General features: G+C 63.4%; 26 protein-coding genes. 11 read left to right on the forward strand and 15 right to left on the reverse strand.

The features are described 5' to 3' along the window. The first annotated feature begins 90 nt into the window (after nucleotides 1-90). Complete coding sequence (locus BCCGELA001_RS00855; RefSeq protein WP_060734397.1) at nucleotides 91-720, forward strand: histidine phosphatase family protein; 630 nt, start codon at nucleotides 91-93, stop codon at nucleotides 718-720. A 220-nt stretch (nucleotides 721-940) separates the two neighbouring features. Further along, entirely contained in the window at nucleotides 941-1,999 is a 1,059-nt protein-coding gene (locus tag BCCGELA001_RS00860) for an AI-2E family transporter (RefSeq protein ID WP_060734398.1), read from the forward strand. A gap of 4 nt (nucleotides 2,000-2,003) precedes the next feature. Here the strand turns inward: BCCGELA001_RS00860 and BCCGELA001_RS00865 are convergent, their stop codons facing one another. The 8 genes from BCCGELA001_RS00865 to hisB form a co-directional block, all read right to left on the reverse strand. Then, nucleotides 2,004-2,243, reverse strand: coding sequence for a hypothetical protein (locus BCCGELA001_RS00865; RefSeq protein WP_060734399.1), 240 nt, complete (start codon nucleotides 2,241-2,243; stop codon nucleotides 2,004-2,006). 97 nt (nucleotides 2,244-2,340) lie between these two features. Further along, a complete protein-coding gene (gene coaA, locus BCCGELA001_RS00870) occupies nucleotides 2,341-3,297 on the reverse strand; it encodes a type I pantothenate kinase (protein WP_008539708.1) in 957 nt (318 codons plus the stop codon). Nucleotides 3,298-3,318: 21 nt separating this feature from the next. Continuing rightward, nucleotides 3,319-3,645: a phosphoribosyl-ATP diphosphatase gene (locus tag BCCGELA001_RS00875; protein ID WP_008539706.1), complete on the reverse strand. Its 327-nt coding sequence runs from the start codon at nucleotides 3,643-3,645 to the stop codon at nucleotides 3,319-3,321. An 80-nt stretch (nucleotides 3,646-3,725) separates the two neighbouring features. Next, complete coding sequence (gene hisF, locus BCCGELA001_RS00880) at nucleotides 3,726-4,499, reverse strand: imidazole glycerol phosphate synthase subunit HisF (protein WP_018646048.1); 774 nt, start codon at nucleotides 4,497-4,499, stop codon at nucleotides 3,726-3,728. 10 nt (nucleotides 4,500-4,509) lie between these two features. Then, on the reverse strand, nucleotides 4,510-5,253 hold the full coding sequence (gene hisA, locus BCCGELA001_RS00885; RefSeq protein ID WP_060734400.1) for a 1-(5-phosphoribosyl)-5-[(5-phosphoribosylamino)methylideneamino]imidazole-4-carboxamide isomerase: 744 nt from the start codon (nucleotides 5,251-5,253) through the stop codon (nucleotides 4,510-4,512). Further along, nucleotides 5,241-5,891, reverse strand: coding sequence for an imidazole glycerol phosphate synthase subunit HisH (gene hisH, locus BCCGELA001_RS00890; RefSeq protein ID WP_008539692.1), 651 nt, complete (start codon nucleotides 5,889-5,891; stop codon nucleotides 5,241-5,243). Before hisH ends, hisA begins: the two co-directional genes overlap by 13 nt. Further along, entirely contained in the window at nucleotides 5,888-6,418 is a 531-nt protein-coding gene (locus tag BCCGELA001_RS00895; protein WP_008539689.1) for a DUF2628 domain-containing protein, read from the reverse strand. Before BCCGELA001_RS00895 ends, hisH begins: the two co-directional genes overlap by 4 nt. 63 nt (nucleotides 6,419-6,481) lie before the next feature. Next, a complete protein-coding gene (gene hisB / locus BCCGELA001_RS00900; protein WP_008539687.1) occupies nucleotides 6,482-7,075 on the reverse strand; it encodes an imidazoleglycerol-phosphate dehydratase HisB in 594 nt (197 codons plus the stop codon). Between the two features lie 183 nt (nucleotides 7,076-7,258). Here hisB and hslV point away from each other — a divergent pair, with 183 nt between their 5' ends. From hslV to BCCGELA001_RS00925, 5 genes are all read left to right on the forward strand, one after another. After that, the gene (hslV, locus tag BCCGELA001_RS00905; RefSeq protein WP_008539686.1) at nucleotides 7,259-7,819 is read left to right on the forward strand and encodes an ATP-dependent protease subunit HslV; all 561 of its coding nucleotides are present in this window, start codon (nucleotides 7,259-7,261) and stop codon (nucleotides 7,817-7,819) included. A gap of 3 nt (nucleotides 7,820-7,822) precedes the next feature. Beyond that, nucleotides 7,823-8,305 (forward strand): GNAT family N-acetyltransferase, encoded by a 483-nt coding sequence (locus BCCGELA001_RS00910; protein ID WP_008539684.1) that lies wholly within the window; start codon nucleotides 7,823-7,825, stop codon nucleotides 8,303-8,305. Further along, entirely contained in the window at nucleotides 8,302-8,919 is a 618-nt protein-coding gene (locus BCCGELA001_RS00915; RefSeq protein WP_008539682.1) for a DUF2585 domain-containing protein, read from the forward strand. The genes BCCGELA001_RS00910 and BCCGELA001_RS00915 overlap by 4 nt, the downstream gene beginning before the upstream one ends. 49 nt (nucleotides 8,920-8,968) lie before the next feature. Next, entirely contained in the window at nucleotides 8,969-10,273 is a 1,305-nt protein-coding gene (gene hslU, locus BCCGELA001_RS00920) for an ATP-dependent protease ATPase subunit HslU (protein ID WP_060734401.1), read from the forward strand. A gap of 201 nt (nucleotides 10,274-10,474) precedes the next feature. Beyond that, nucleotides 10,475-11,599, forward strand: coding sequence for a hypothetical protein (locus BCCGELA001_RS00925; RefSeq protein ID WP_008539674.1), 1,125 nt, complete (start codon nucleotides 10,475-10,477; stop codon nucleotides 11,597-11,599). 160 nt (nucleotides 11,600-11,759) lie between these two features. On the opposite strand, the gene BCCGELA001_RS00930 is transcribed toward BCCGELA001_RS00925, so the two are convergent. From BCCGELA001_RS00930 to BCCGELA001_RS00940, 3 genes are read right to left on the reverse strand one after another with little or no spacing between them, the layout of a single operon-like run. Continuing rightward, complete coding sequence (locus BCCGELA001_RS00930; protein ID WP_060734402.1) at nucleotides 11,760-12,350, reverse strand: Smr/MutS family protein; 591 nt, start codon at nucleotides 12,348-12,350, stop codon at nucleotides 11,760-11,762. After that, nucleotides 12,347-13,921 (reverse strand): murein transglycosylase A, encoded by a 1,575-nt coding sequence (mltA, locus tag BCCGELA001_RS00935; RefSeq protein WP_060734403.1) that lies wholly within the window; start codon nucleotides 13,919-13,921, stop codon nucleotides 12,347-12,349. The genes BCCGELA001_RS00930 and mltA overlap by 4 nt, the downstream gene beginning before the upstream one ends. After that, a complete protein-coding gene (locus BCCGELA001_RS00940; protein ID WP_008539665.1) occupies nucleotides 13,899-14,594 on the reverse strand; it encodes a Tim44/TimA family putative adaptor protein in 696 nt (231 codons plus the stop codon). Before BCCGELA001_RS00940 ends, mltA begins: the two co-directional genes overlap by 23 nt. Before the next feature lie 407 nt (nucleotides 14,595-15,001). Here BCCGELA001_RS00940 and secB point away from each other — a divergent pair, with 407 nt between their 5' ends. Continuing rightward, the gene (gene secB / locus BCCGELA001_RS00945) at nucleotides 15,002-15,487 is read left to right on the forward strand and encodes a protein-export chaperone SecB (protein ID WP_008539662.1); all 486 of its coding nucleotides are present in this window, start codon (nucleotides 15,002-15,004) and stop codon (nucleotides 15,485-15,487) included. On the opposite strand, the gene dnaQ is transcribed toward secB, so the two are convergent. From dnaQ to BCCGELA001_RS00965, 4 genes are read right to left on the reverse strand one after another with little or no spacing between them, the layout of a single operon-like run. Continuing rightward, on the reverse strand, nucleotides 15,478-16,206 hold the full coding sequence (gene dnaQ, locus BCCGELA001_RS00950) for a DNA polymerase III subunit epsilon (RefSeq protein WP_060734404.1): 729 nt from the start codon (nucleotides 16,204-16,206) through the stop codon (nucleotides 15,478-15,480). The genes secB and dnaQ overlap by 10 nt on opposite strands. A gap of 46 nt (nucleotides 16,207-16,252) precedes the next feature. Continuing rightward, nucleotides 16,253-16,852: a dephospho-CoA kinase gene (coaE, locus tag BCCGELA001_RS00955; RefSeq protein ID WP_008566257.1), complete on the reverse strand. Its 600-nt coding sequence runs from the start codon at nucleotides 16,850-16,852 to the stop codon at nucleotides 16,253-16,255. 23 nt (nucleotides 16,853-16,875) lie between these two features. After that, the gene (locus BCCGELA001_RS00960; RefSeq protein ID WP_060734405.1) at nucleotides 16,876-17,484 is read right to left on the reverse strand and encodes a Maf family protein; all 609 of its coding nucleotides are present in this window, start codon (nucleotides 17,482-17,484) and stop codon (nucleotides 16,876-16,878) included. A gap of 8 nt (nucleotides 17,485-17,492) precedes the next feature. Continuing rightward, nucleotides 17,493-18,332 carry a pyruvate, water dikinase regulatory protein gene (locus BCCGELA001_RS00965; protein WP_008539648.1) on the reverse strand — a complete coding sequence of 280 codons (840 nt, stop codon included), beginning with the start codon at nucleotides 18,330-18,332 and terminating at the stop codon, nucleotides 17,493-17,495. Between the two features lie 455 nt (nucleotides 18,333-18,787). Between BCCGELA001_RS00965 and hemJ the strand changes: the two genes are divergently transcribed. The 3 genes from hemJ (at nucleotide 18,788) to mnmE (ending at nucleotide 22,365) form a co-directional block, all read left to right on the forward strand. Next, nucleotides 18,788-19,222, forward strand: coding sequence for a protoporphyrinogen oxidase HemJ (hemJ, locus tag BCCGELA001_RS00970; protein ID WP_008539646.1), 435 nt, complete (start codon nucleotides 18,788-18,790; stop codon nucleotides 19,220-19,222). Between the two features lie 255 nt (nucleotides 19,223-19,477). Further along, a complete protein-coding gene (rho, locus tag BCCGELA001_RS00975; RefSeq protein ID WP_011083462.1) occupies nucleotides 19,478-20,743 on the forward strand; it encodes a transcription termination factor Rho in 1,266 nt (421 codons plus the stop codon). Nucleotides 20,744-21,051: 308 nt separating this feature from the next. Then, complete coding sequence (mnmE, locus tag BCCGELA001_RS00980; RefSeq protein WP_060734406.1) at nucleotides 21,052-22,365, forward strand: tRNA uridine-5-carboxymethylaminomethyl(34) synthesis GTPase MnmE; 1,314 nt, start codon at nucleotides 21,052-21,054, stop codon at nucleotides 22,363-22,365. Nucleotides 22,366-22,435: the final 70 nt, after the last annotated feature.

Below are 22,435 nucleotides of genomic sequence, written 5' to 3' on the forward strand. Positions count from 1 at the left end.
CCCCGCCGTGCGGCCAATCGACAATTGAAATCGGTCCCGTTGCACGTCACCATATTCGGGGGCGTTTTTTTGCAACGAAGGACTTTGCGCATGAACGTGCTTTGCCGCCTCGCACTCATTGTTCTCTTCGCTGGAATTTCCCGGCACGCCGCGGCCGATACGCGGGAACTCATCACATCGCTCAAGCAGGGCGGTTACGTGCTGATCTTCCGTCACACCGCGACTGACGACAGCCAAAAGGATGTTTTTCCTTTCAAGTTCGATGACATGAGCGCGCAGCGCCAGCTCAGCGAGAAGGGCAGGGACATGGCGCGTCAGATCGGGGCGGCGCTCAAGGATCTCACGATCCCGATCGGCGATATCTACACCAGCCGGCTGAACCGCGCGGTCGAGGCCGGCAAGCTGATCTCGGGACGAGACGTCAAGCCGGTCGATGCGCTGACGGACAGCAGCAATGCCAGTGCGTCGGGAATGGCGAACCCGACGGGTGCCAACGCGAAGGCGGGCCAGGCCGTGCGTCAGCTCGTCGATGCGCCGCCGAAGACAGGCACCAACACCGTCCTGGTCACCCACAAGACCAACATCGCCGACGCCTTCGGCAAGGAGGCCGGCGACGTGCAGGAGGGCGAAGCCTTCGTCTACAAGGCCAGCAGCTCCGGCTCCGCTACCTTTGCAGGCCGCATCAAGCTCGCCGACTGGGGCGCGAAGGCGGGCAAGTAAGAGACCGGGCATTCGCGCCGGACTGCCGGCCCGAAGGAAAGTCCGGACTTTGTGGATCCAGATCGGCGCAACATCGTTCTGACGAATAACCCTAAGGCCGGTCTGCCTGGGAAGGCCGGCCTTAGAGGTGCACGAACGCATGGTCCGGCCTGACTTGCTGCGGCGCCACGATCCTGTGATATCGACGTCTGGGATCGGCGACTGAAAGGCTGGCGAACACGTGAAGACATCGGAAGACCGCTCATTCCTCGTCCTGCTTGCCGTCATCTCGCTTGCGTTCGCCTGGGTGCTTTGGCCGTTCTCCGGCGCATTGCTGTGGGCCATATTGCTGGCGATCATCTTCGCACCGCTCTATCGGCGCACGCTGGAAGCCCTCCCGGGCAAGCACAATCTTGCAGCCTTGTTCACGGTCGTCGTCGTGATCGTCATGGTCCTGATTCCCGTGGCGATCGTCATCGCCTCGCTCATCGATCAGGGCGGGGAGCTGTACCAGCGCGTTCAGAGCGGGGAGATCAGTTTCGCGCATCCCCTGCAGCAGCTGAAATCCGCGCTACCCGCCTGGTCGACCTCCTTGTTGGATCGCCTGGGCGCCATCGACCTTTCATACGTGAAAGAACGCCTGTCGAATCTGGTCGTCCCGGCCGGCCAGCAGCTGGCCGGGCATGCGCTCAATATCGGTCAGGTGACGTTGGAGTTCGTCGCGAGCCTGTTCGTGATGTTGTACCTGCTGTTTTTTCTGCTGCGAGACGGCGACGAACTCAATCTCCGCATCCGCGACGCGCTTCCGCTACGGCCGCGCCACACTGCCGAAATTCTCCATGCGTTCACCCTCGCGGTTCGCGGGACGATCAAAGGCATCATTCTCGTTGCCCTGATTCAGGGAGCGCTGGGTGGGCTGATCTTCTGGCTGCTCGGATTGACTGCGCCGCTGCTCGCTGGCGCCATTATGGCGCTGCTCTCGCTGCTGCCCGTGCTCGGCTCGGCCCTGGTTTGGGTTCCGGCCGCGCTCTACCTGCTTGTGGCAGGCTCGGTCACGAAGGGACTCATCCTGCTCGCTTTCGGCACGTTCGTGATCGGGCTTGCGGACAATTTTCTCCGCCCGATCCTGGTCGGCCAGTCGATCCAGATGCCGAGCTATGTCGTGCTGCTTGCCACCCTGGGCGGCCTTGCCGCGTTTGGTGCGAACGGCTTCGTCATCGGCCCACTCGTCGCCGCGATGTTTCTGACGACTTGGCAGATCTACGTCGGTTCGAAGGTGCAACAGGAGGTCCGGAAATGACCTCCTATGCGGCATAGGCGATAAAGCGCGGCGCCGAGAGCTTGTCAGGCGGCACTTGGACTCCCTTAAAGACAGTCTCTGCCCGAGACGCGCGCTTGCAATGCGGACACACGAAGAGGTGCGCGATGATGGGGGTCGGCTCATCTGCCAGCAGCTCCGAGCGGAACCACTTCATCTCGATGTGACAGTCCGGGCAGATCGGCGCTTCGAGCTGCTCCGCCGCACTTCTGAGACGATCGACCATGGTGCCTTTCCCGCCGTTTTCCAAGGAATAGCGGATTACCAGCTGCCGGTCTGCAACAAAAGATACTTAGTCAAATCAGCCAGCGTTCACGGCGCGATCAGAGCCGTCTGAGCGCCACGCTCTCCACCGTGTGATCGGCGCCCTTCTTCAGGATCAGCGTCGCGCGGGGGCGGGTCGGCAGAATGTTGTCCTCGAGATTGGCGAGGTTGGTGCGCTCCCAGATCGCGATCGCGGTGGCGGTGGCTTCTTCGTCGGAGAGCAGCGCGTAGCGGTTGAAATAGGATTTTGGATTGGTGAACGCGGTGTCGCGCAGCGCCAGGAATCGCTTGATGTACCATTGCCGCAGCGCCGCCTCGTCGGCGTCGATATAGACCGAGAAGTCGAAGAAGTCGGAGACGACGGGCACCGCCTTGCCGTCGCGCGGCAGCTTGCCGGTTTGCAGCACGTTGACGCCTTCGACGATCAGGATGTCGGGCTGGTCGACCTCGGCCCACTGGCCGGGCACGATATCGTAGGTCAGATGCGAATAGACCGGCGCGCGCACGTTGCGGCGGCCGGACTTGATGTCGGAGAGAAAGCTGAGCAGCAGCGGCAGGTCGTAGCTTTCCGGAAAACCCTTCTTCTGCATGATGCCCTGCCGATCGAGCACTGCATTGGGATAGAGAAATCCGTCGGTCGTGATCAGCTCGACCTTCGGCCGCGGCGACCAGCGCGCCAGCAATGCCTGGAGCACACGGGCCGTGGTGGATTTTCCGACGGCAACCGAGCCGGCGACGCCGATGATGTAGGGCACCTTGCGGTCGCGAATGTTGAGGAACTGACGCTCGGCGTAATACAGGCGCTGCATGGCGTCGACATAGATCGACAAAAGGCGAGACAAGGGGAGATAGATGTCCTCGACCTCCTGCAAGTCCAGGCGATCGTGCAGCGAGCGCAGCCGATCGAACTCGCCCGGCTCCAGCGTCATCGGCGTGTCGTCGCGCAGACGCGACCACTCTTCGCGCGTATAGACGCGGTACGGATTATACTGCTGCTCGGGTGCGCGGATATCCATGACGCAACCTTTCCACCTCGGCTAGTTGCCGCTCTTGCGCGACGCCTTTTCTTCCAACCCTGACATCGACGTTCGCTTGTCCAGCGCGGCCTCGACCTCCTCCAGCTTTACGCCGCGGGCCTTGAGCAACACAAGGAAATGGTAGAGCAGGTCGGCACTCTCAGCGATCAGATGCGCGCGATCGTTTTCGACTGCTGCGATTACGGTTTCGACTGCTTCCTCGCCGAACTTCTTGGCGCAATGCTCGGCGCCCTTGTCCAGAAGCTTGCGGGTATAGGAGGCCTCCCCACCGGAGGCCGCGCGGGCATCGATGGTCTCGGCCAGATCGTGGATCGTGAAACGCGGCATACAAGATACTCGAAAAACGCACCCTGGCTGCATGAGCCAGTCCTCACCAGCTCGTGTAGCATTTTTATGAACCGGAGTCGTCAGGCATCCAGGCGCATAGGTAGCCCGCGCCGGGCCATGTGCTCCTTGGCTTCGCGGATAGTGAATTCCCCGAAATGGAAGATCGAGGCAGCCAGCACCGCCGTGGCGTGCCCGTCGCGGATACCGTCAACGAGATGATCGAGATTGCCGACGCCGCCCGAGGCGATCACGGGAACGGGCACGCTGTCGGCGATCGCTCGCGTCAGCGGGATGTCGAAGCCTTGCCGGGTGCCGTCGCGGTCCATCGAGGTGAGCAGGATCTCGCCGGCGCCGAGCGAGACCACTTCCTGGGCATATTCGATGGCGTCGATGCCGGTCGAATTGCGCCCGCCATGGGTGAATATCTCCCAGCGGTCGCCGCCGGGGCGCTTGACGCGCTTGGCGTCGATCGCCACCACCACGCACTGCTCGCCGAATTTCTCGGCGGCTTCCTTGACGAACTCGCGCCGCGACACCGCGGCGCTGTTGATCGAGACCTTGTCGGCGCCGGCCCGCAGCAGCGTCTTGATGTCGTTGACCTCCCGCACGCCGCCGCCGACTGTGACGGGCATGAAGCAGGCTTCCGCGGTACGCCGGACCACGTCCAGCATGATGCCGCGGTTCTCGTGGGTCGCGGTGATGTCGAGGAAGGTCAGCTCGTCGGCGCCGGCAGCGTCATAGGCGATCGCCGCCTCGACGGGATCGCCGGCGTCGCGCAGATCGACGAAGTTGACGCCCTTGACGACGCGGCCGTCCTTGACGTCGAGGCAGGGGATCACGCGCACCTTGAACATTTGTCAGCTCCTAGGCGCGCGCGTTGCGGATCAGGGTGAGGGCGGCGGCGGGATCGAGCCGGCCGTCATAGAGCGCGCGGCCGGCGATCGCGCCTGCGAGCTTTTTCGCACGTGGCGTCAGCATCGCCTTCACATCTTCGATCGAGGCCAGGCCGCCGGAGGCGATCACAGGGATCGAAATGGCGTCGGCGAGCGCAATGGTCGCGTCGAGGTTTAGGCCCTTGAGCAGGCCGTCGCGCGCGATGTCGGTGAAGATGATGGCGGCGACGCCGGCATCCTCGAACCGCTGTGCGATCTCAAGCACCGTCACCTGCGATGTCTCGGCCCAGCCTTCGACGGCAACCTTGCCGTCGCGCGCATCGAGCCCGACCGCGACGCGGCCGGGGAATTTCCTGGCGGCGCTCTTCACTAGTTCGGGATCGCGCACCGCGGCGGTGCCGATGATGACGCGGCTGATACCCTGGTCGAGCCAGGCTTCCACCGTGGCGAGATCGCGAATGCCGCCGCCGAGCTGCACCGGAATCCTGATCGTCTTCAGCATCGCCTCGACCGCCTGCGCATTCACCGGCTTGCCGGCAAAGGCGCCGTCGAGGTCGACGACGTGGAGATACTCGAAACCCTGCTCGACAAAGCTCTGCGCCTGCGCGGCGGGATTGAGGTTGAACACCGTTGCGCGCGCCATGTCGCCTTGCTCGAGGCGCACGCACTGGCCGTTCTTGAGGTCGATGGCGGGAAAGAGGATCACGGTTTCCATCGCAGAAAGTTCGAGATCAGGGCCAGCCCGAAGCGCTGGCTCTTCTCGGGGTGGAATTGCGTGCCGATGGCGGTGTCCTTCGCCACGATCGCGGTGACAGGGCCGCCGTAATCGGCGCGCGCGAGCACGTCCGCCTCGTTGGCGGGATTGAGGTGATAGGAGTGCACGAAATAGGCGTGCTGCCCCTTGGGACCGAGCGGCAGCTTGTTCAGCACCGGGTGCTCGCGCAGCACCTCGAGCGTATTCCAGCCCATGTGCGGGATCTTCAGGCTCTCGTCGCGCGGCGTGATCTTCTCGACATCGCCGCCGATCCAGTTCAGGCCGTCCGTGGTGACGTGCTCCTTGCCGCGGCTCGCCATCAGCTGCATGCCGACGCAGATGCCGAAGAACGGCCGCGCCTTGACGCGCACCGCTTCGGTGATCGCCTCGACCATGCCGTTGACGCCGTCAAGGCCGCGCCGGCAATCGGCGAAGGCGCCGACGCCCGGCAGCACCAGACGGTCTGCCTCGTAAGCCTGGTCCGGATCGCTGGTGACAATGACCTTTTGCGGGCTCTCCAGGCTGCGTGCGGCGCGCTCGAAGGCCTTCGCGGCGGAATGCAGATTGCCGGAACCGTAATCGATGATGGCGACGCTCATCTTGACCCTCCCGGTTCTGGAAACAACCCGATGATGCCGCCGGCCGGAACGGGCGGCGGGTTCGAGAACTGCTGGCCCGGCACGCTGCGGGTCGGCGGCGGGCCACCGCGATCGACGGCCCATTGATCGCCAGCGATGCCGTGCTGCTTCTGGCTCCAGCGCTCGAAGAAGCGGTGCTCGGCCGCGTCCTCCTTGTCGGCGATCACGACGTCGAGCTGCCGCCACTTGCCGCGCGACAAGGTCCAGCGGCGCAAACTCGAGGCCTCGAGGCCCATCAAGATCGCGACGATGACATTGGCGTAGAAGATCGAGCTGCGTCCGACCCCAAGGCTGGACAGGGCGACATTGAACGCAATCACGACAACCAGCCAGCCGAGCAGCGCCAGCCAGAGCCGGTTCCACAGCAGCCAGAGCGGGCCGAAGATCATCGCCCAGAAATGAAAGCCGTCGCGCACGAAGACGAATCTGTCGGTCGCGCGCAGATCGGCTCCGGCAGGAGAGGGAGCATGAACTGTGTAGACAGGCATGGTGATGCCCCGTTCCTAAGAATTCAGTGATACCGCAAGCGGCGCGCGCCGCCGACCGGGATGTCAGCCGCCGAGCGAGCCCTTGGTGGACGGGATCTCGCCCGCAGCCTTCGGATCGATCGCGACGGCGGTGCGCAGCGCCCGCGCCAGACCCTTGAAGCAGGACTCGGCGATATGATGGCTGTTATCGCCATATAGGGTCTCGACGTGGAGAGTCACGCCGGCATTGATGGCGAAGGCCTGGAACCACTCGCGCACCAGCTCGGTGTCGAACTCGCCGATCTTGTCGCGGGGAAACGCAGCCTTGAACACCAGGAAGGGGCGGCCGGAGATGTCGATGACCACGCGCGTCAACGTCTCGTCCATGGGCATGTGCACGCCGGCATAGCGGGTGATGCCCGCCATGTTGCCGAGCGCCTGCTTGATCGCCTGGCCGAGCGCAATGCCGGTGTCTTCGGTGGTATGGTGATGATCAATGTGCAAATCGCCCACCGCCTTGACCGTGAGGTCGATACGGGAATGGCGGGCGAGGAGATCGAGCATGTGGTCGAAAAAGCCGATGCCGGTCGCGATATTGGCCACGCCTGATCCATCGAGGTTCACGGAGACCTCGATGTCGGTTTCCTTGGTCTTGCGCTTGATCGTCGCGGTGCGCATTGGAGGCTTTCGCTGGGTTTTGGCCTGAAGCGCCAGTCTCTTAACAGCCAAATGACGCCTTCGCTACTGCGGGAACGGGGGGCGAGCCTCTACTTCTGCCTATGGTGAGCGAATTAGGCCCGGAGCGGCCCGTTGTGCGCCCCGCCCGGACCGCCTAAATCAGGCCGACAACGAGGATCGTTCATGCAGGATTCCCAGAACAGCTCACCGGGTTGGCACGGCACCACGATTTTGACGGTCCGCAAGGCCGGCAAGGTGGTGGTCGGCGGCGACGGCCAGGTCTCGATCGGCCAGACCGTGATCAAGTCCAATGCCAAGAAGGTCCGCAAGCTCGGCAAGGGCGACGTCATCGGCGGCTTCGCCGGCGCCACCGCCGACGCCTTCACGCTGTTCGAGCGGCTGGAATCCAAGCTGGAGCAATATCCGGGGCAGCTGACCCGGGCCGCGGTGGAGCTCGCCAAGGACTGGCGCACCGACCGCTACCTGCGCCGGCTGGAGGCCATGATGATCGTCGCCGACAAGGACGTCTCCCTGGTGCTGACGGGCACCGGCGACGTACTCGAGCCCGAAGCCGGCGTGATGGCGATCGGCTCCGGCGGCAATTACGCGCTGGCGGCAGCCCGGGCCCTGCTCGACACCGACAAGGACGCCGAGACCATCGTCCGCCGCTCCCTCGACATCGCCGCCGACATCTGCGTCTACACCAATCGGAATTTGACGATCGAGAGTCTGGCGACGGGATAGGCCATGGCGCCCGCCTACACCTTCCGCCCGATGACCGCGGCCGACATGCCGATGATCCGGCACTGGCTGGACGCGCCGCATGTCGCCGAATGGTGGCATGATCCGGAGACGCTTGAGTTCGTCGGCGGCGACCTCGACCATCCGGATCTGGCGCAGTTCATCGTCAGCCTGGACGGCCGATCCTTCGCCTATCTGCAGTGCTACCAGATCGGCGATTGGCATATCAGCTTCGGCCCGCAGCCGGTCGGCACACGCGGCCTCGATCAGTTCATCGGCGAGGCCGACATGCTCGGATGCGGCCACGGCTCGGCTTTCATCCGTGCCTTCATCGACCAGCTCTTTGCCCGCGGCGTGCCGCGTATCGTGATCGACCCCAGCCCCGCCAATCCGCGCGCCATTCGTGCCTATGAGAAAGCCGGATTCGTGCCGCAGCACGAGATCGTCACGCCCGATGGCCCCGCACTCCTGATGATCCGAGATTCATGACGCTCGCCGCAACTCCCACCGTCAAGACCGCATTTCCGCCGCTCGGCTGGGCCGGCATCGCGCTGATTTTGCTGGCGCTACAAGCTGCGATCCTGCTTGCGATGGGACGTGTGCCGATCTGCACCTGCGGCACCATCAAGCTGTGGCACGGTGTGGTGAACAGCTCGGAGAACTCCCAGCACGTCGCGGACTGGTACACTTTCTCGCACGTGTTGCACGGCTTCCTGTTCTACGGCCTGACCTGGCTGCTGTTCGTGCGCCTGCCATTCCTCCATCTCTCCTGGCCCGCAAGGCTGATCGTCGCGATGCTGATCGAAGGCGCCTGGGAGATCGTCGAAAATTCGCCGTTCATCATCGAGCGCTACCGCGCCGGAACGATCTCGCTGGACTATTACGGCGACAGCATCGTCAATTCGGTCTCCGACAATCTGGCCATGATCCTGGGGTTCCTTGCCGCGCGCGCGCTCCCGGTCAGCGCGACGGTCCTCCTTGGACTCGCCTTCGAGATCGTGCTGGCGCTTCACATTCGCGACAATCTGACGCTGAATATTCTGATGCTGATCCATCCGATCGACGCCGTGAAGCAATGGCAATCGGGCCCGCCGATCATCTGAGATAAAATGCGGCTTGTCCTAGGCCGCCTCCCGCCCTAGCTAAGCAGACATGACAGACTTTTCCCCCCGCGAAATCGTCTCCGAACTCGACCGTTTCATCGTCGGCCAGGCCGATGCCAAGCGCGCCGTCTCGATCGCGCTGCGCAACCGCTGGCGGCGGCAGCAGCTCACCGGCTCGTTGCGCGAGGAGGTGCTGCCGAAGAACATTTTGATGATCGGCCCGACCGGCGTCGGCAAGACCGAGATCGCGAGACGGCTCGCCAAGCTCGCGAATGCACCGTTCCTGAAGGTCGAGGCGACCAAGTTCACCGAGGTCGGCTATGTCGGCCGCGACGTCGAGCAGATCGTGCGTGATCTCGTCGAGGTCGCGATCGCCCAAGTGCGCGAGCGCAAGCGCAAGGATGTGCAGGCGCGGGCGCAACTCGCCGCCGAGGAGCGCGTGCTCGATGCTCTGGTCGGCGCCAATGCCTCGTCAGCGACGCGGGAATCCTTCCGCAAGAAGCTGCGCGCGGGCGAATTGAACGACAAGGAGATCGAGATCGAGACGCAATCGTCCGGCGGCGGCATGCCGATGTTCGAGATCCCGGGCATGCCGGGCGCGCAGATGGGCGCGATCTCGATCGGTGACATCTTCGGCAAACTCGGGGGCCGCAGCAAGACGCGGCGGCTGACGGTGGAGGGCTCGCACGAGATCCTCGTCAACGAGGAATCCGACAAGCTGCTCGACACCGAGCAGCTCACGCTGGAGGCGATCAGCGCGGTCGAGAACAACGGCATCGTCTTCCTGGACGAAATCGACAAGATCTGCGCCCGTGACGGCCGCGTCGGCGGCGACGTCTCCCGCGAGGGCGTGCAGCGCGATCTGTTGCCGCTGATCGAGGGCACGTCGGTCTCGACCAAGCACGGGGCGGTCAAGACCGACCACATCCTGTTCATCGCCTCCGGCGCCTTCCACGTCGCAAAACCGTCCGACCTCTTGCCGGAATTGCAGGGCCGCCTGCCGATCCGCGTCGAGCTGCAGGCGCTGACCCGCGATGACATGCGCCGCATCCTCACCGAGCCCGAGGCCTCGCTGATCAAGCAATATGTCGCGCTGATGCAGACCGAGGGCGTGACGCTCGACATCACGGACAGCGCCATCGACGCGCTGGCCGACGTCGCAGTCGCCGTCAATTCCACCGTCGAGAACATCGGCGCGCGGCGGCTCCAGACCGTGATGGAGCGGGTGCTGGACGAGATCTCCTTCACCGCCCCCGATCGCAACGGCGAGACCGTCCGGGTCGATGCCGAGTTCGTGCAAAAGCACGTCGGCGATCTCGCCAAGAACGCGGATCTGAGCCGGTTCATTTTGTAATTCACCAGGGCCGCGCTATTGATGCCGCTGTCGTCCCCGCGAACGCGGGGACCCATAACCACCAGCGGTCTTTGTTGAAACAGATAGCAGCTCCAGCTCTGCCTCACATAACCTCCTGTGGTTATGGGTCCCGGATCGGCGCTCGCGGTGCTCGCTTGTCCGGGACGACGGCCGAGTTAGCCGCGAAATCGCGGGAGTCATATGCCCGCTAATATCTGGCAAAACCCCTGGCGCCTGCTGCTCGCGGTCAATGCCGCCGTCCTCGTCGGCGTGTTCGTCCACAAGGTCCAGCTGCCGCCTTACGTCCCCTATATCCACCTCGTCGTCGACTACCATTTCGGCTTCATCAAGCGTGCGCTGATCGGAGCGATCGTCGCCCTGTTCACGAACAAGGTGCCGGTCTGGCTGGTGTTCGCGCTGGGCGGGGCGACGTGGCTCGTGACGCTCAGGCTCTATGCAAAACTGTTTCTGAAGACGTTCGGCTTCACCGCGGCGACGCTGCCGCTGTTCGTGTTCACCGCGGGCTCACCGTTCTTCCTGAAGAACTTCATGCACACGCTCGGCCATTTCGACATTTATGGCTGCGCGCTGGCGATCGTGCTGCTGCTGATGCCGGCGGGCTCGCTGCTGTTCGTGGCAGCGGCGGCGCTGTTCGCGATCATGCTGGTGCTGATCCACCACATCCATCTCTTGATGTATGTGCCGACCATCATCACCATCGTCGTGATCAGGCATTACCTGACGTGCGGCTGCAACCGCATCAACGTTGCGTTCGGCATTGTCGCCCTCGTCGCCGTCTCCGCACTGTTCTTCGCGGCCCAGTTCCTGGGGACGATGCCGATCCCCGAGGCGGATTTCGTCGCGTATCTGAAGACCCGGATGGTTGATCCTGAGAGAACCGACCTGCTGCAATTCAGCTACATCTGGTACCAGCCGCTGGCGAAGGAGATTGCTGATACCTGGGGACGCCTCCCGCACAACATCCTCGGCGTGCCGGTGTTCGCCCTGCTGATCTGGCTGCACACGCCGCTATGGCGCTATCTTGCGCGCCTGATCGGTGCGCTCGCGAATGAAGCGCACCGACGTCTCGTGATCGCAGCTCTGATCGGCATCAGCCTTGCCTATCTCGTGATGTTCGCGATGGTGTTCGACTATTCGCGCTGGATCTCGAACTGGGCGGTCTGCATGTTCCTGATCCTGCATGCGGTGAAGATGCTGCCCGCCGCACGGGAAACGCCGCCGATCCCCACCGAAGATCGGACGACGAACATCTTCGGCGTGATCATCACACTGATCCCCCGCGTCGGAATCATCCGGCCGTTTTAGAAAGGTGCGCCCCCTCGCCCGCTTGCGGGAGAGGGTTGGGGAGAGGGCTTTCTCTGCGATCGAAAACCCCTGAGAGGAGAGAACCCTCACCCACCGCGCTGCGCGCGTCGGCCTCTCCCGCAAGCGGGAGAGGCAAGAGAAAGCCGCTCGCATCGTGACGCTAAAATCTCGCCCGCCTGATCCGCACATACAGCGCGCCCTCGCCGCCATGGCCGATCGCGGCTTCCTCGAAGCCGACGACAAAGGCGCGGAATTCCGGCAGGCTGAGCCATTCCGGCACCTGGCGGCGGAGCACACCGCTATCGCCACCGCTGCGGCCTTTGCCGGTGATGACGAGCACGAAGGTCAGGCCGTCGTGATGGGCGCGGTGCAGGAAGCCGGTCAGCGCGCGATGGGCGCGCATCTGGGTCATGCCGTGCAGATCAAGCCGCGCGTCGATCTCGCTGCGCCCGCGCGACAGTTTTGTCCGCTCGCGCTTGCCGAGCGGCGCCAATGGCGGCATCGCGGGCTTCGTGGCACGCGGCGCCGGTGCGGCAGCCATCGGCCGCGGCGATGGCGCGGGTCGCGCGACCGGAGCGATCGTTGCGGGCTCGCTGCGCGGCGGCGCCTGCGCCTTCACCACGCGATGCTTCCGCAGCGGCTTGACCTGTTTTGCGACGAGCTCCCAAAGCTCGCGCTCGTCCTCGCTCAGCGCACGGCGGCGCGGCGAGGGGCGAGGCTCCAGCACGGGCGGACGAGACGATCGCTTCATTGCTGGTCGGATCGACGATTCACGCGCTTGCGCTGTTCGCGGTCGGGCTTGATGCTGGGGCGTGGCTCGGGTAGCGGCACCGGGCTTGCCACCGCGACGGCGGCGTCTTTGTCTTGGGCTGCGGCAGGCGGGGCCGCACCAGCCTTGCTCGGTTCAGCCGGCGTCACTGCGGCCGCTGCATTCTTCGGATCCTTGACGGACTCGGTTTGCGGAAACAACTTGGCGATCTTCTGCGACGGCCGCGGATCCGGCACCGGCAGCCGCGCAGCCCGGATTGCGGGATCGAGGCTCTTCGGCACCAGCATCACGAATTGCATGGGATGGCGTAGCCGCCCGGAGACGCGACCGGCCTCCGCGCCGGCGCCGAAAAACAGATCGGCGCGGGCAGGGCCGATGATGGCCGAGCCGGTGTCCTGCGCGATCATCAGCCGGCGAAACGGCGTCTTGGCCCGTTCGGATTCGATCGGCAGCTCGCCTTCGATAAAAAAAGGCGTGCCGTAGACATGCAGCGATTTGTCGACCGCGATCGAACGGCCGGCCGTCAGCGGAATGCCCTGCGCGCCCACCGCCTCCTCCTTGTCGGAGAGGTTGACCTCGCGGAAGAAGATGTAGGCGCGGTTGGCGCGGCGCAACTCCTTGGCACCATCAGGATTCTGCGTCATCCACTCCCTGATCTTCTGCATCGACATCTCCTCCCGCGGGATGATGCCGCGCTCGATCAGGATGCGACCGACGGCGGTGTAGGGATAACCATTATAGGCGTCATAGTTGAGCCGGACCGAGCTGCCGTCCTCGAACTTGATCTTCGCCGAGCCCTGGATCTGCGCGAACAACAGATCGGTCGGGTCCTTCAGCCAGGCGATCTCCAGCCCGCGGCCGGCGATCTTGCCGTCCTCGATCTCGCCGCGGTCGTAATAGGGCACCAGCTTGCGGCGACCGATCTTGCGATAGACCGGGCCCTTGTTCGGCAAGCTGAGCGCGTCCTGCTTGTAGCCGCGCACGAACAGATTGGACGGACGGCGATAGACCGGAACGTTGTAGATTTCGGTCTGCGTGCGCGATCCCTCCAGAACCGGCTCGTAATAACCGGTGACGAAACCGTCTGGCTCGCCGAGACGGGAGATGCGCAGCGGCGCAAAATTCTGCTCGAAGAAGCTTTTGGCCTTGGCATCGTCGCTGAGCTCAAGCGCTTTGGCGAGCCGGCACGGCTCGTTCAGCGACCCTGCCAAAGCCTTCGGCTCGGATATGCCGGTCTGCGCGTTGATCGTCCGGCAGCTCGCGCGGAAGGTCTTGTAGGCGGCGAGATGATTGTCCTCACTCCAGCCCTTCACGTCCGCCCAGGTCACAGGCAGATATTGCGCGCCGGCAATCTCGAACGGCAAGGGAAGCTGCGGATAGGGCAAGGCCCGCGCCGGGGCGGCGGGCAAATGCGGGAGATGATGGTGGTGGCTGCGATGATGGCGGCGCGCCGCCTCGGCTCCGAGCGAAAACGACGACAGCGCGACGACACCTGCGCAAAGCGCCGCCGCGCTGGTCTTCAGGACAGTCTTAATTCGCGCTTCCGGTGCCAACCAGCTTCCAGTTCGGATCGCGAGAGGAGATGTCGCGGGCGAAAGTCCAGATGTCTGTGATGTCGGCGACGGTGTCGGCGCTGCCGTCGACGATATTGCCGGCCTTATCCCGCGTGGCCGAGATCATCTGCGAGACGAAGCGCACGGTGAGCTGGGCATTGCGGTCGCGCAGCTCGGCGCCGACGAGCTCGGCCTTGTCGATCGAGACGAAACGCGTCTCGGTCTTCTGCTCGTTCTTCTCGCGCTCCTTGATCGCGGCGTCGAAGCTCTCATAGACCTCCGACGACAACAGGTCGCGCAGCGCGCGGCGATCGCCATTGGCGAAGGCAAGCACGATCATCTCATAGGCGCCGCGAGCACCCGAGATGAAATGACGGGGGTCGAAGCTGGAATCCTTCTCGACGATGGCGTCGAGACCCTGCGCGAGCGGGGTACCAGGCTCGGTTAGCCCCTTCCAGCGGTCGGCGGGCGGGGTCGGCTCAGCCGCCGGCGCCAGCGGGGCTTGGTCAATCACCTTGCCCGGCATGGTCACGACGTTCTTGTCTTGGGCGCCCTGGAGGGCGTCGCGGTTGAACGGCGGCCGCTCGTTGCCTGTGCGCTGCCCCAGCACGCTGCGCAGCCGCAGAAAGATAAAGACCGCCAGCGCCAGGAAGATGATAGTGTAGATGTCCACGTCGAATTCGCTTTCTGGTCTTTGCTCTGGGTCTTCAGGTCGTTGCCGGGAAAATCAATCCGGCCAGTCAACCGTTCCATACGAGAACGGCAAGTCTACATCACCATTTAGGTCCGCGCGTCTGGTCCGTGGGATGTAGGCACGAAATCTCGCCCGGCCAATGGCGCCTTTTGGCACAGCGCGGAGTGTAGCGCGTTTTATGCTTAAGGGGAAACCCGATCCTGCCAGGAAATCGCGCATCTTCAATCGTTTAAGGCGCGATTTCGGCAAAAGGCCGGGTTGAACGTCATAGTTGCAGGCGCGGCCTGGATAGGGCTACCGGAGCCGTTCGTCCTTGTGGAACGAGGCGGCCCTATGTTAGCCAACCGCCGCGAAATTCAGCCCAAATCGGGTAAGGAGAGACTTTCATGACCAACGGTAACGGCACCCCTCCCGAGGCGGCCCAGGCTCCCCAGCTCAACGTGCTGGCGCAATATACCAAGGACCTCTCGTTCGAAAATCCGAACGCGCCGAGCTCACTCCAGCAGCAGAGCCAGCCACCCCAGATCAACATCCAGATCAATGTCAGCGCCAACAACCTCAGCGAACAGGAGTTCGAGGTGACGTTGTCGGTCGAAGGCAAGGCCGAGGCCGCGGGCAAGGTGATGTTCTCGTTCGAGCTCGCCTATGCCGGCGTATTCCGGATTGCCAATGTACCGCAGGAGAATCTGCATCCGCTGGTCATGATCGAGTGCCCGCGCCTGCTGTTCCCGTTCGCCCGCGAAATCATTGCGACCGCCGTCCGCGACGGCGGGTTCCCGCCGCTGATGCTCGACCCCGTCGACTTCGTTGGTCTGTATCGCCAGAACATGGAGCGGCAAATGGCCGCTCAGGGCCAAGCCGGTCAGGCCTGACCGGCCGCCACGGCAGCTGGAACGGGAGCAGGAAGGTACTCGTTCCAGATCGCCTTGTCGCCGAGCGTTGCGATGAAGGCTCGATGGGCCTCGCGCTCGGCATCGGAAATCCGCGGCGCGAGCGGCACCAGGCGCTGCCGCCGCGGCGCTTCGCCGACGCTATTGACGCGGATCTCCTCGTTTTCCGAGGCCAGCAGCAGCTGCGACTGCCGCGCTCCGACCAGATCGACGTAGACCTCGGCCAGAAGCTCGGCGTCGAGCAATGCACCGTGCTTGGTGCGGTGTGAATTGTCGATCGAATAGCGCGAGCAGAGATCGTCGAGCCGGTTCGACACGCCGGGATGCTTGCGCCGGGCCAGCAGCAGCGTATCGACCAGCCGTTCGCGCGGGATCGCCGCGCGCTGGATGCGGTCGAGCTCGGCATTGATGAAGCTGATGTCGAAGGAGGCGTTGTGGATCACCAGCGGCGCATCGCCGATGAATTCCAGGAAGGCGTCGACCACCTCGTGGAACAGCGGCTTGGTCGACAGGAATTCGGCCGACAGCCCGTGCACCGCAAAGGCCTCCGCCGGCATGTCCCGCTCGGGGTTGATATAGACGTGATAGGTCTGACCCGTCGGCATGCGGTTGTACATCTCGACACAGCCGATTTCGACCAGGCGATCGCCGCGAAGCGGGTCGAGGCCGGTGGTTTCGGTGTCGAGGACGATTTCACGCATGATCTACGAAGCCGTGTGATCTCAGAAGCCGTGTGCACGCGGCGAATCAGGCCCGCCGCTGCGGCATCTTAACGACCTCGGCCAGGATGTGCTTGATTTGCGCACGCACCGGCTCGAGCCCGTGTGAGGTATCCACCACGAAATCCGCCCGCTTGCGCTTTTCGGCGTCCGGCATCTGCTTGGCGATGATGGCGTCGAGCTTCGCCTCGTCCATCGTGCCGCGCGCCAAGACCCGCTCACGCTGAAGCTCCGGCGACGTCGAGACCACGACCACGGCATCGACGCGTTTCTCGCCGCCGGTCTCGAACAGCAGCGGAATATCCAGCACCACGACCGGCGCCTTGGCGGCTTCCGCATCGGCGAAGAATTTTTGCCGGGACGCGCCGAGCATCGGATGGACGATCTGCTCCAGCTGCTTGATCGCGGCCTGATCGTGCACGACGCGCGCCGACAGCTTTGCCCGGTCGACCTTGCCGTTCGCAGTGGTGCCGGGGAACGCCGCCTCGATCGCCGGCGCCGCTTCACCCTCATACAATTGATGGACGGAGGCATCGGCGTCGTAGACGGGCACGCCGGCCTCCGCGAACAATTTCGCGGTGGTGGATTTGCCCATCCCGATCGAGCCGGTCAGTCCGAGGATCCGCATCAAAGCCCAGCCATCTCTGTCCTTCACACCGCAACTAGCCGCTCGCGGCGCAGGAATACAAGCAGCGGCAGCAGCGGCAGGCCGAGAACGGTGAAATGATCGCCTTCGATGCGTTCGAACAAATGGATGCCGAGACCCTCGAGCTGATAGGCGCCGACACTGGTCGTGACCACGTCGCCCGCTGCGTCGAGATAGGCCGACAGCTCCGCTTCGGACATCTGCCGCATGGTCATACGGGCGATCGAAACATCTTCGAAGACAATCTTGCCGTCATGCGCGATCGCCACCGCCGAATTCAGCTCGTGGCTGTTTCCGGCGAGATCGCGCAGCTGCGCCAGTGCCTGCGCACGGCCTGCAGGCTTGTTGAGGAGGCGGTCACCAAGCGCCAGCGTCTGGTCGGCACCGATCACATAGCTACCGGGATGATGCGCCGAGACGGCTCTGGCTTTCTCACGCGCCAGCAGCAAGCCGATCTCGCGCGGGTTCGAAAGCTTCGATGCGGCCTGAATGCCGCGCTCGTCGATGTCGGCCGTAATTGCCTTGAATTCGAGCCCGGCATTCGCCAGCAGCATCTTCCGCGCGCTGCTCTGCGAGGCCAGGATCAACGGAAACTTGCCGCGCCAGAGACCCATCGCCGCAACTACTCGGAGGGCCGGTTGCGCTGGCGGTCGCTGTAGAGCTTCATGATCGCCGCCGCGGTTTCCTCGATCGAGCGGCGCGTAACGTCGAGCAACGGCCAATCATGCTTGGCGCTCAGCTTGCGCGCGAACGCGACCTCCTCGGTAACCGACTGCTTGTCGATATAGCTGTCGCTGCCGGAATCGGCGCCCATGGAGAGCAGGCGGTTCTGTCGAATCTGGATCAGCCGTTCCGGCGTCGCATGCAGGCTGACGACAAGCGGCCGCGTTAGCGTCTCCAGCTGCGAGGGCACCGGAATGCCCGGAACCAGCGGCACATTCGCAGTGCGGATGCCGCGATTGGCGAGGTAGATCGACGTCGGTGTCTTCGACGTGCGCGACACGCCCACCAGCACGACATCGGCCTCGTCGAGGCCTTCGACATGCTGGCCGTCGTCGTGGATCATCGTGTAGTTCAGCGCATCGATGCGCTTGAAATATTCCGCATTGAGCACGTGCTGGGCGCCGACGCGCCCGGTGGTTGCCGCACCGAGATAAGCTTCGAACAGCTGCATCACCGGGCCGATGATCGACAGGCTCGGGACGTTGATCTCCTTGCACTTGTTCTCGAGCCTGGAAACCAGATCCTTCTCCAGCAGCGTGAACAGCACGATTCCCGGCGCCTCCTCGATCTCGTCGAGCACGCGGTCGAGCTGCTTCTGGCTACGCACCAGCGGATAGACGTGCTCGACCGGGGTCACGTTGGCGTATTGGGCCGCGACCGCCCGCGCCACGGTGATCAGCGTCTCACCGGTGGAGTCGGAAACGAGGTGCAGGTGGAAGTAATTGTTCGAGCTCGGCACAAAAACTCTTTGAATCTGGGCGGGGCAGTTTGTGGATTTCTGTGGAGCTTAACCCCTCGGAAAGGGATGTGCGACACCAGGGACGGGACAACTGCCAATTTTCTTCACACCGCTGCCCGTCAGAACAAGTTTGCCCGCCCTCCGCCACGGAAGCGGGATTGCGCGGACAAGTCTCTTGATAAGCTGCCGACAGGCGGCCGCAAGCCCTTGAGGCTCGGTGACTTATCCTAACGGCTGGGGTCCACGCAGGATATGTTGATGGATGTGAACAAGCGCGCGGGAAGTCACGGACGGAATTGCGTGAGTCCAATCCACGGTCACTCAGACTCAAACCTTAAGAATCTAAGATTCTAGATTTGAGGAAGGCACTGCGGACGGATATGTGTGCACTGTGAGACCTTAACGAGTTCTTACTATCCCCAGTTCCCTCGCGGCATGAATTCCGGGCGCCGAAAATGTTCGAAGACGTCTATCTCTGGATCAAGGCGGTCCACGTGATCGCGGTCATCTCCTGGATGGCCGGCATGCTCTATCTGCCGCGGCTGTTCGTTTATCACTCGGAGGCCGAAATCGGCTCGAAACAGTCCGAGACGTTCAAGGTCATGGAACGGCGGCTGCTCAAGGCCATCATCAACCCCGCCATGATCGTCACCTGGCTCGCCGGGCTTTATCTCGCCTGGTCCGGCCATTGGTTCTCGTTCGGCTGGCTGCACGTAAAACTGGCACTGGTCCTAGCCATGTCTGCGGTCCACGGCTTTTTTTCCCGCTGGCTGAAGGATTTCGCCGCCGACCGGCGCCCGCGCAGCCAGAAATTCTATCGGATTATCAATGAGGTGCCGACCGTCCTGATGATTTTCATCGTCATCATGGTGATCGTGAAGCCGTTCTAGGCAAGGCTTGCGACCATCCGCTCAGCGCTTCGGCTTGCGGAGCGGCAAGCGATTTTCTATATTATCTCCATCCCACCCAACGCAGGCGGATGTGGTTGTGTCTGAGCTTTTTAAAAGCCGGACACCGCATCAGGTTTGAAGCCTCTCCGGCACTTAACCTTGCCAGACCTGCGGACCTTACCTGCACCTGCTCGCGTCCGCATTTCAGAGCCACCTCGCACCCCCCTTCCAAGGTTACCCCACAGGACCACCCCAATGCGGGAAATTAAACTTCAGGATCTCAAGTCGAAAACCCCGGCCGAGCTGGTCTCGTTCGCGGAAGAGAACGGGGTCGAGAATGCCAGCACCATGCGCAAGCAGGAGCTGCTGTTCGCCATCCTCAAGCAGTTGTCGCTGGCCGAGACCGATATCGTCGGCGAAGGCGTCGTCGAGGTGCTCTCCGACGGCTTCGGCTTCCTGCGCTCGCCCGATGCGAATTATCTGCCGGGCCCGGACGACATCTACGTTTCGCCCTCGCAGATCCGCCGCTTCGGCCTGCGCACCGGCGATACCATCGAAGGCCATATCCGCAGCCCGAAGGAGGGCGAACGCTATTTCGCGCTGCTGAAGGTCAACACGCTCAATTTCGAGGACCCGGAAAAGGCCAAGCACAAGGTCAATTTCGACAACCTCACGCCGCTGTTTCCGAATCAGCGCTTCCGTATGGAAATCGACGATCCGACGCGGAAAGACTTGTCTGCACGCGTGATCGACATCGTCGCGCCCATCGGCAAGGGCCAGCGCGCGCTGATCGTGGCGCCGCCGCGCACCGGTAAGACCGTGCTGATGCAGAACATCGCGCACTCAATCACGCACAATCACCCCGAATGCTATCTGATCGTGCTGTTGATCGACGAGCGTCCGGAAGAAGTCACGGACATGCAGCGTTCGGTGAAGGGCGAGGTCGTGTCCTCGACCTTCGACGAGCCGGCGGTGCGCCACGTCCAGGTCGCCGAGATGGTGATCGAAAAGGCCAAGCGCCTGGTCGAGCATGGCCGCGACGTCGTGATCCTGCTCGATTCGATCACGCGCCTCGGCCGTGCCTACAACACCGTGGTGCCGTCATCCGGCAAGGTGCTGACCGGCGGTGTCGACGCCAACGCGCTGCAGCGCCCGAAGCGCTTCTTCGGTGCCGCCCGCAATATCGAGGAGGGCGGCTCGCTGACCATCATCGCGACCGCCCTGGTCGATACCGGCAGCCGCATGGACGAAGTCATCTTCGAAGAGTTCAAGGGCACCGGTAACTCGGAACTGATCCTGGACCGCAAGGTCTCGGACAAGCGCACCTTCCCGGCGATCGACATCTCCCGCTCCGGTACCCGCAAGGAGGAGCTCATCACCGATCCGCAGGTGCTCAAGAAGATGTACGTGCTCCGCCGCATCCTCAATCCGATGGGCACGATGGACGCGATCGACTTCCTGCTCGACAAGCTGCGCTCGACCAAGAGCAATTCGGAGTTCTTCGACTCGATGAACACCTGAGTGCAGTGCAGCAAATCCTTCGAGGGCGCCTTCGGGCGCCCTTTTCTTTTGTGCAGCTTTGCTGCGCCAAATATGCAGCATGAAGGCGGGCTTCCGCCCTTTGTCTACTCTTGGCTTAATATGTTGATATTTCGAAATAATCCTTGAAAATTTGCGCAGCTAACCCCCTGCAGGTGGGGAAGTCCTGCAGCAAAATACTGCCGATATATTGCGCTGCAATAGTGCCATTTGCTGCGTGTATTCGTGCAGCAAATTCGTCGGTCCACCGACGATGTTTGCGTTTTCATCGGGAGCCGGACAAATAGGCCATGCATCCACGCGACCAGACCATCTTTGCGCTGTCGTCCGGCCGGGCACCGAGTGCAATCGCCGTGGTACGCGTCTCGGGGCAGCAAGCCGGTGACGTTCTGACGAGGCTCGCCGGCAAGCTGTCTGCCCCTCGGCAGGCCAGCCGTCGGCTGCTCCGCGACCCCGCAGGCCAGCCGATCGACGATGCCGTCGTGCTGTGGTTTCCGGGGCCGGGCAGCGCGACGGGCGAGGACATTGCCGAATTCCACGTCCATGGCGGCCGGGCAGTGCTGGCGTCACTCTTCGCCGCGATTTCTGTAATACCGAATACACGGGCCGCCGAGCCCGGAGAGTTCACGCAGCGCGCCTTCGAGAACGGCAAGCTCGACCTCACCGAAGCCGAGGGCCTTGACGATCTCATCCATGCCGACACCGACCGCCAGCGCCGCCAAGCGCTGCGCCAGCTGCAGGGCCTGCTCGGCGACCGCGCGCGCGACTGGCGCGAGCGCATCATCGAGGCGTCTGCGCTGATCGAGGCTGGCATCGATTTTTCCGACGAAGGCGACGTGCCCGCAGAATTGATGGCACCGGCGATCAAAGCGATCAAAGCCCTGCACGACGAAATTGCAGAAGTCCTTGCGGCACAGGGACATTCCGAACGCTTGCGCGACGGGCTGGTGGTTGCAATCGCCGGCGAGCCGAATGTCGGTAAATCGACGCTGATCAACCAACTTGCGCGCCGCGAGGTCGCGATCGTCTCGCCATACGCCGGCACGACGCGTGACGTGATCGAGGTGCAGCTCGATCTCGACGGCTACCCGGTCACGGTGATCGACACTGCCGGCATTCGCGAGACAGATGATCCGGTCGAGCAGGAAGGCGTGCGCCGGGCGCGGGCGCGGGCCGAGGACGCCGACCTGGTGCTGTGGCTGGTCGAGGGGAGCCAGCCCACACAGCGGCCGGACGGGACGGTCTGGATCGTCCGGAACAAGATCGATCTCGGCGGGGTCGGGGCCGGCCAGCCTCCCGGCGAGTTCGGAATCTCCGCGAGCCGGGGCGACGGCATCCCGGAGCTGGTGGAAGCGCTCGTGAGATTTGCGGCCGATTTTTTTGGGATGAGCGAGGGCGCGGTGATCACCCGGGCCCGACAGCGGGATCTCTTGATCCGGGCGTCCGACGGCTTGCGCCGGAGTCTGGACCTTGTAGAAGAGGGCGAAGAGCTCGCCGCCGAAGAGCTGCGCGCCGGGGCTTTTGCCCTGGGCCGTCTGCTCGGCCGAGTGGACGTCGAGGACGTCCTTGGGGCCATCTTCCAGAAATTCTGCATCGGAAAGTAGCCCTAGTTCTTCAATGTAGAACTAGCCCTTGTTCCATTCCTTGTTTCACGTGAAACAGCAGCGAAACAGC

The organism is Bradyrhizobium sp. CCGE-LA001, from assembly GCF_000296215.2.
In the GTDB taxonomy this organism is placed as follows: domain Bacteria; phylum Pseudomonadota; class Alphaproteobacteria; order Rhizobiales; family Xanthobacteraceae; genus Bradyrhizobium.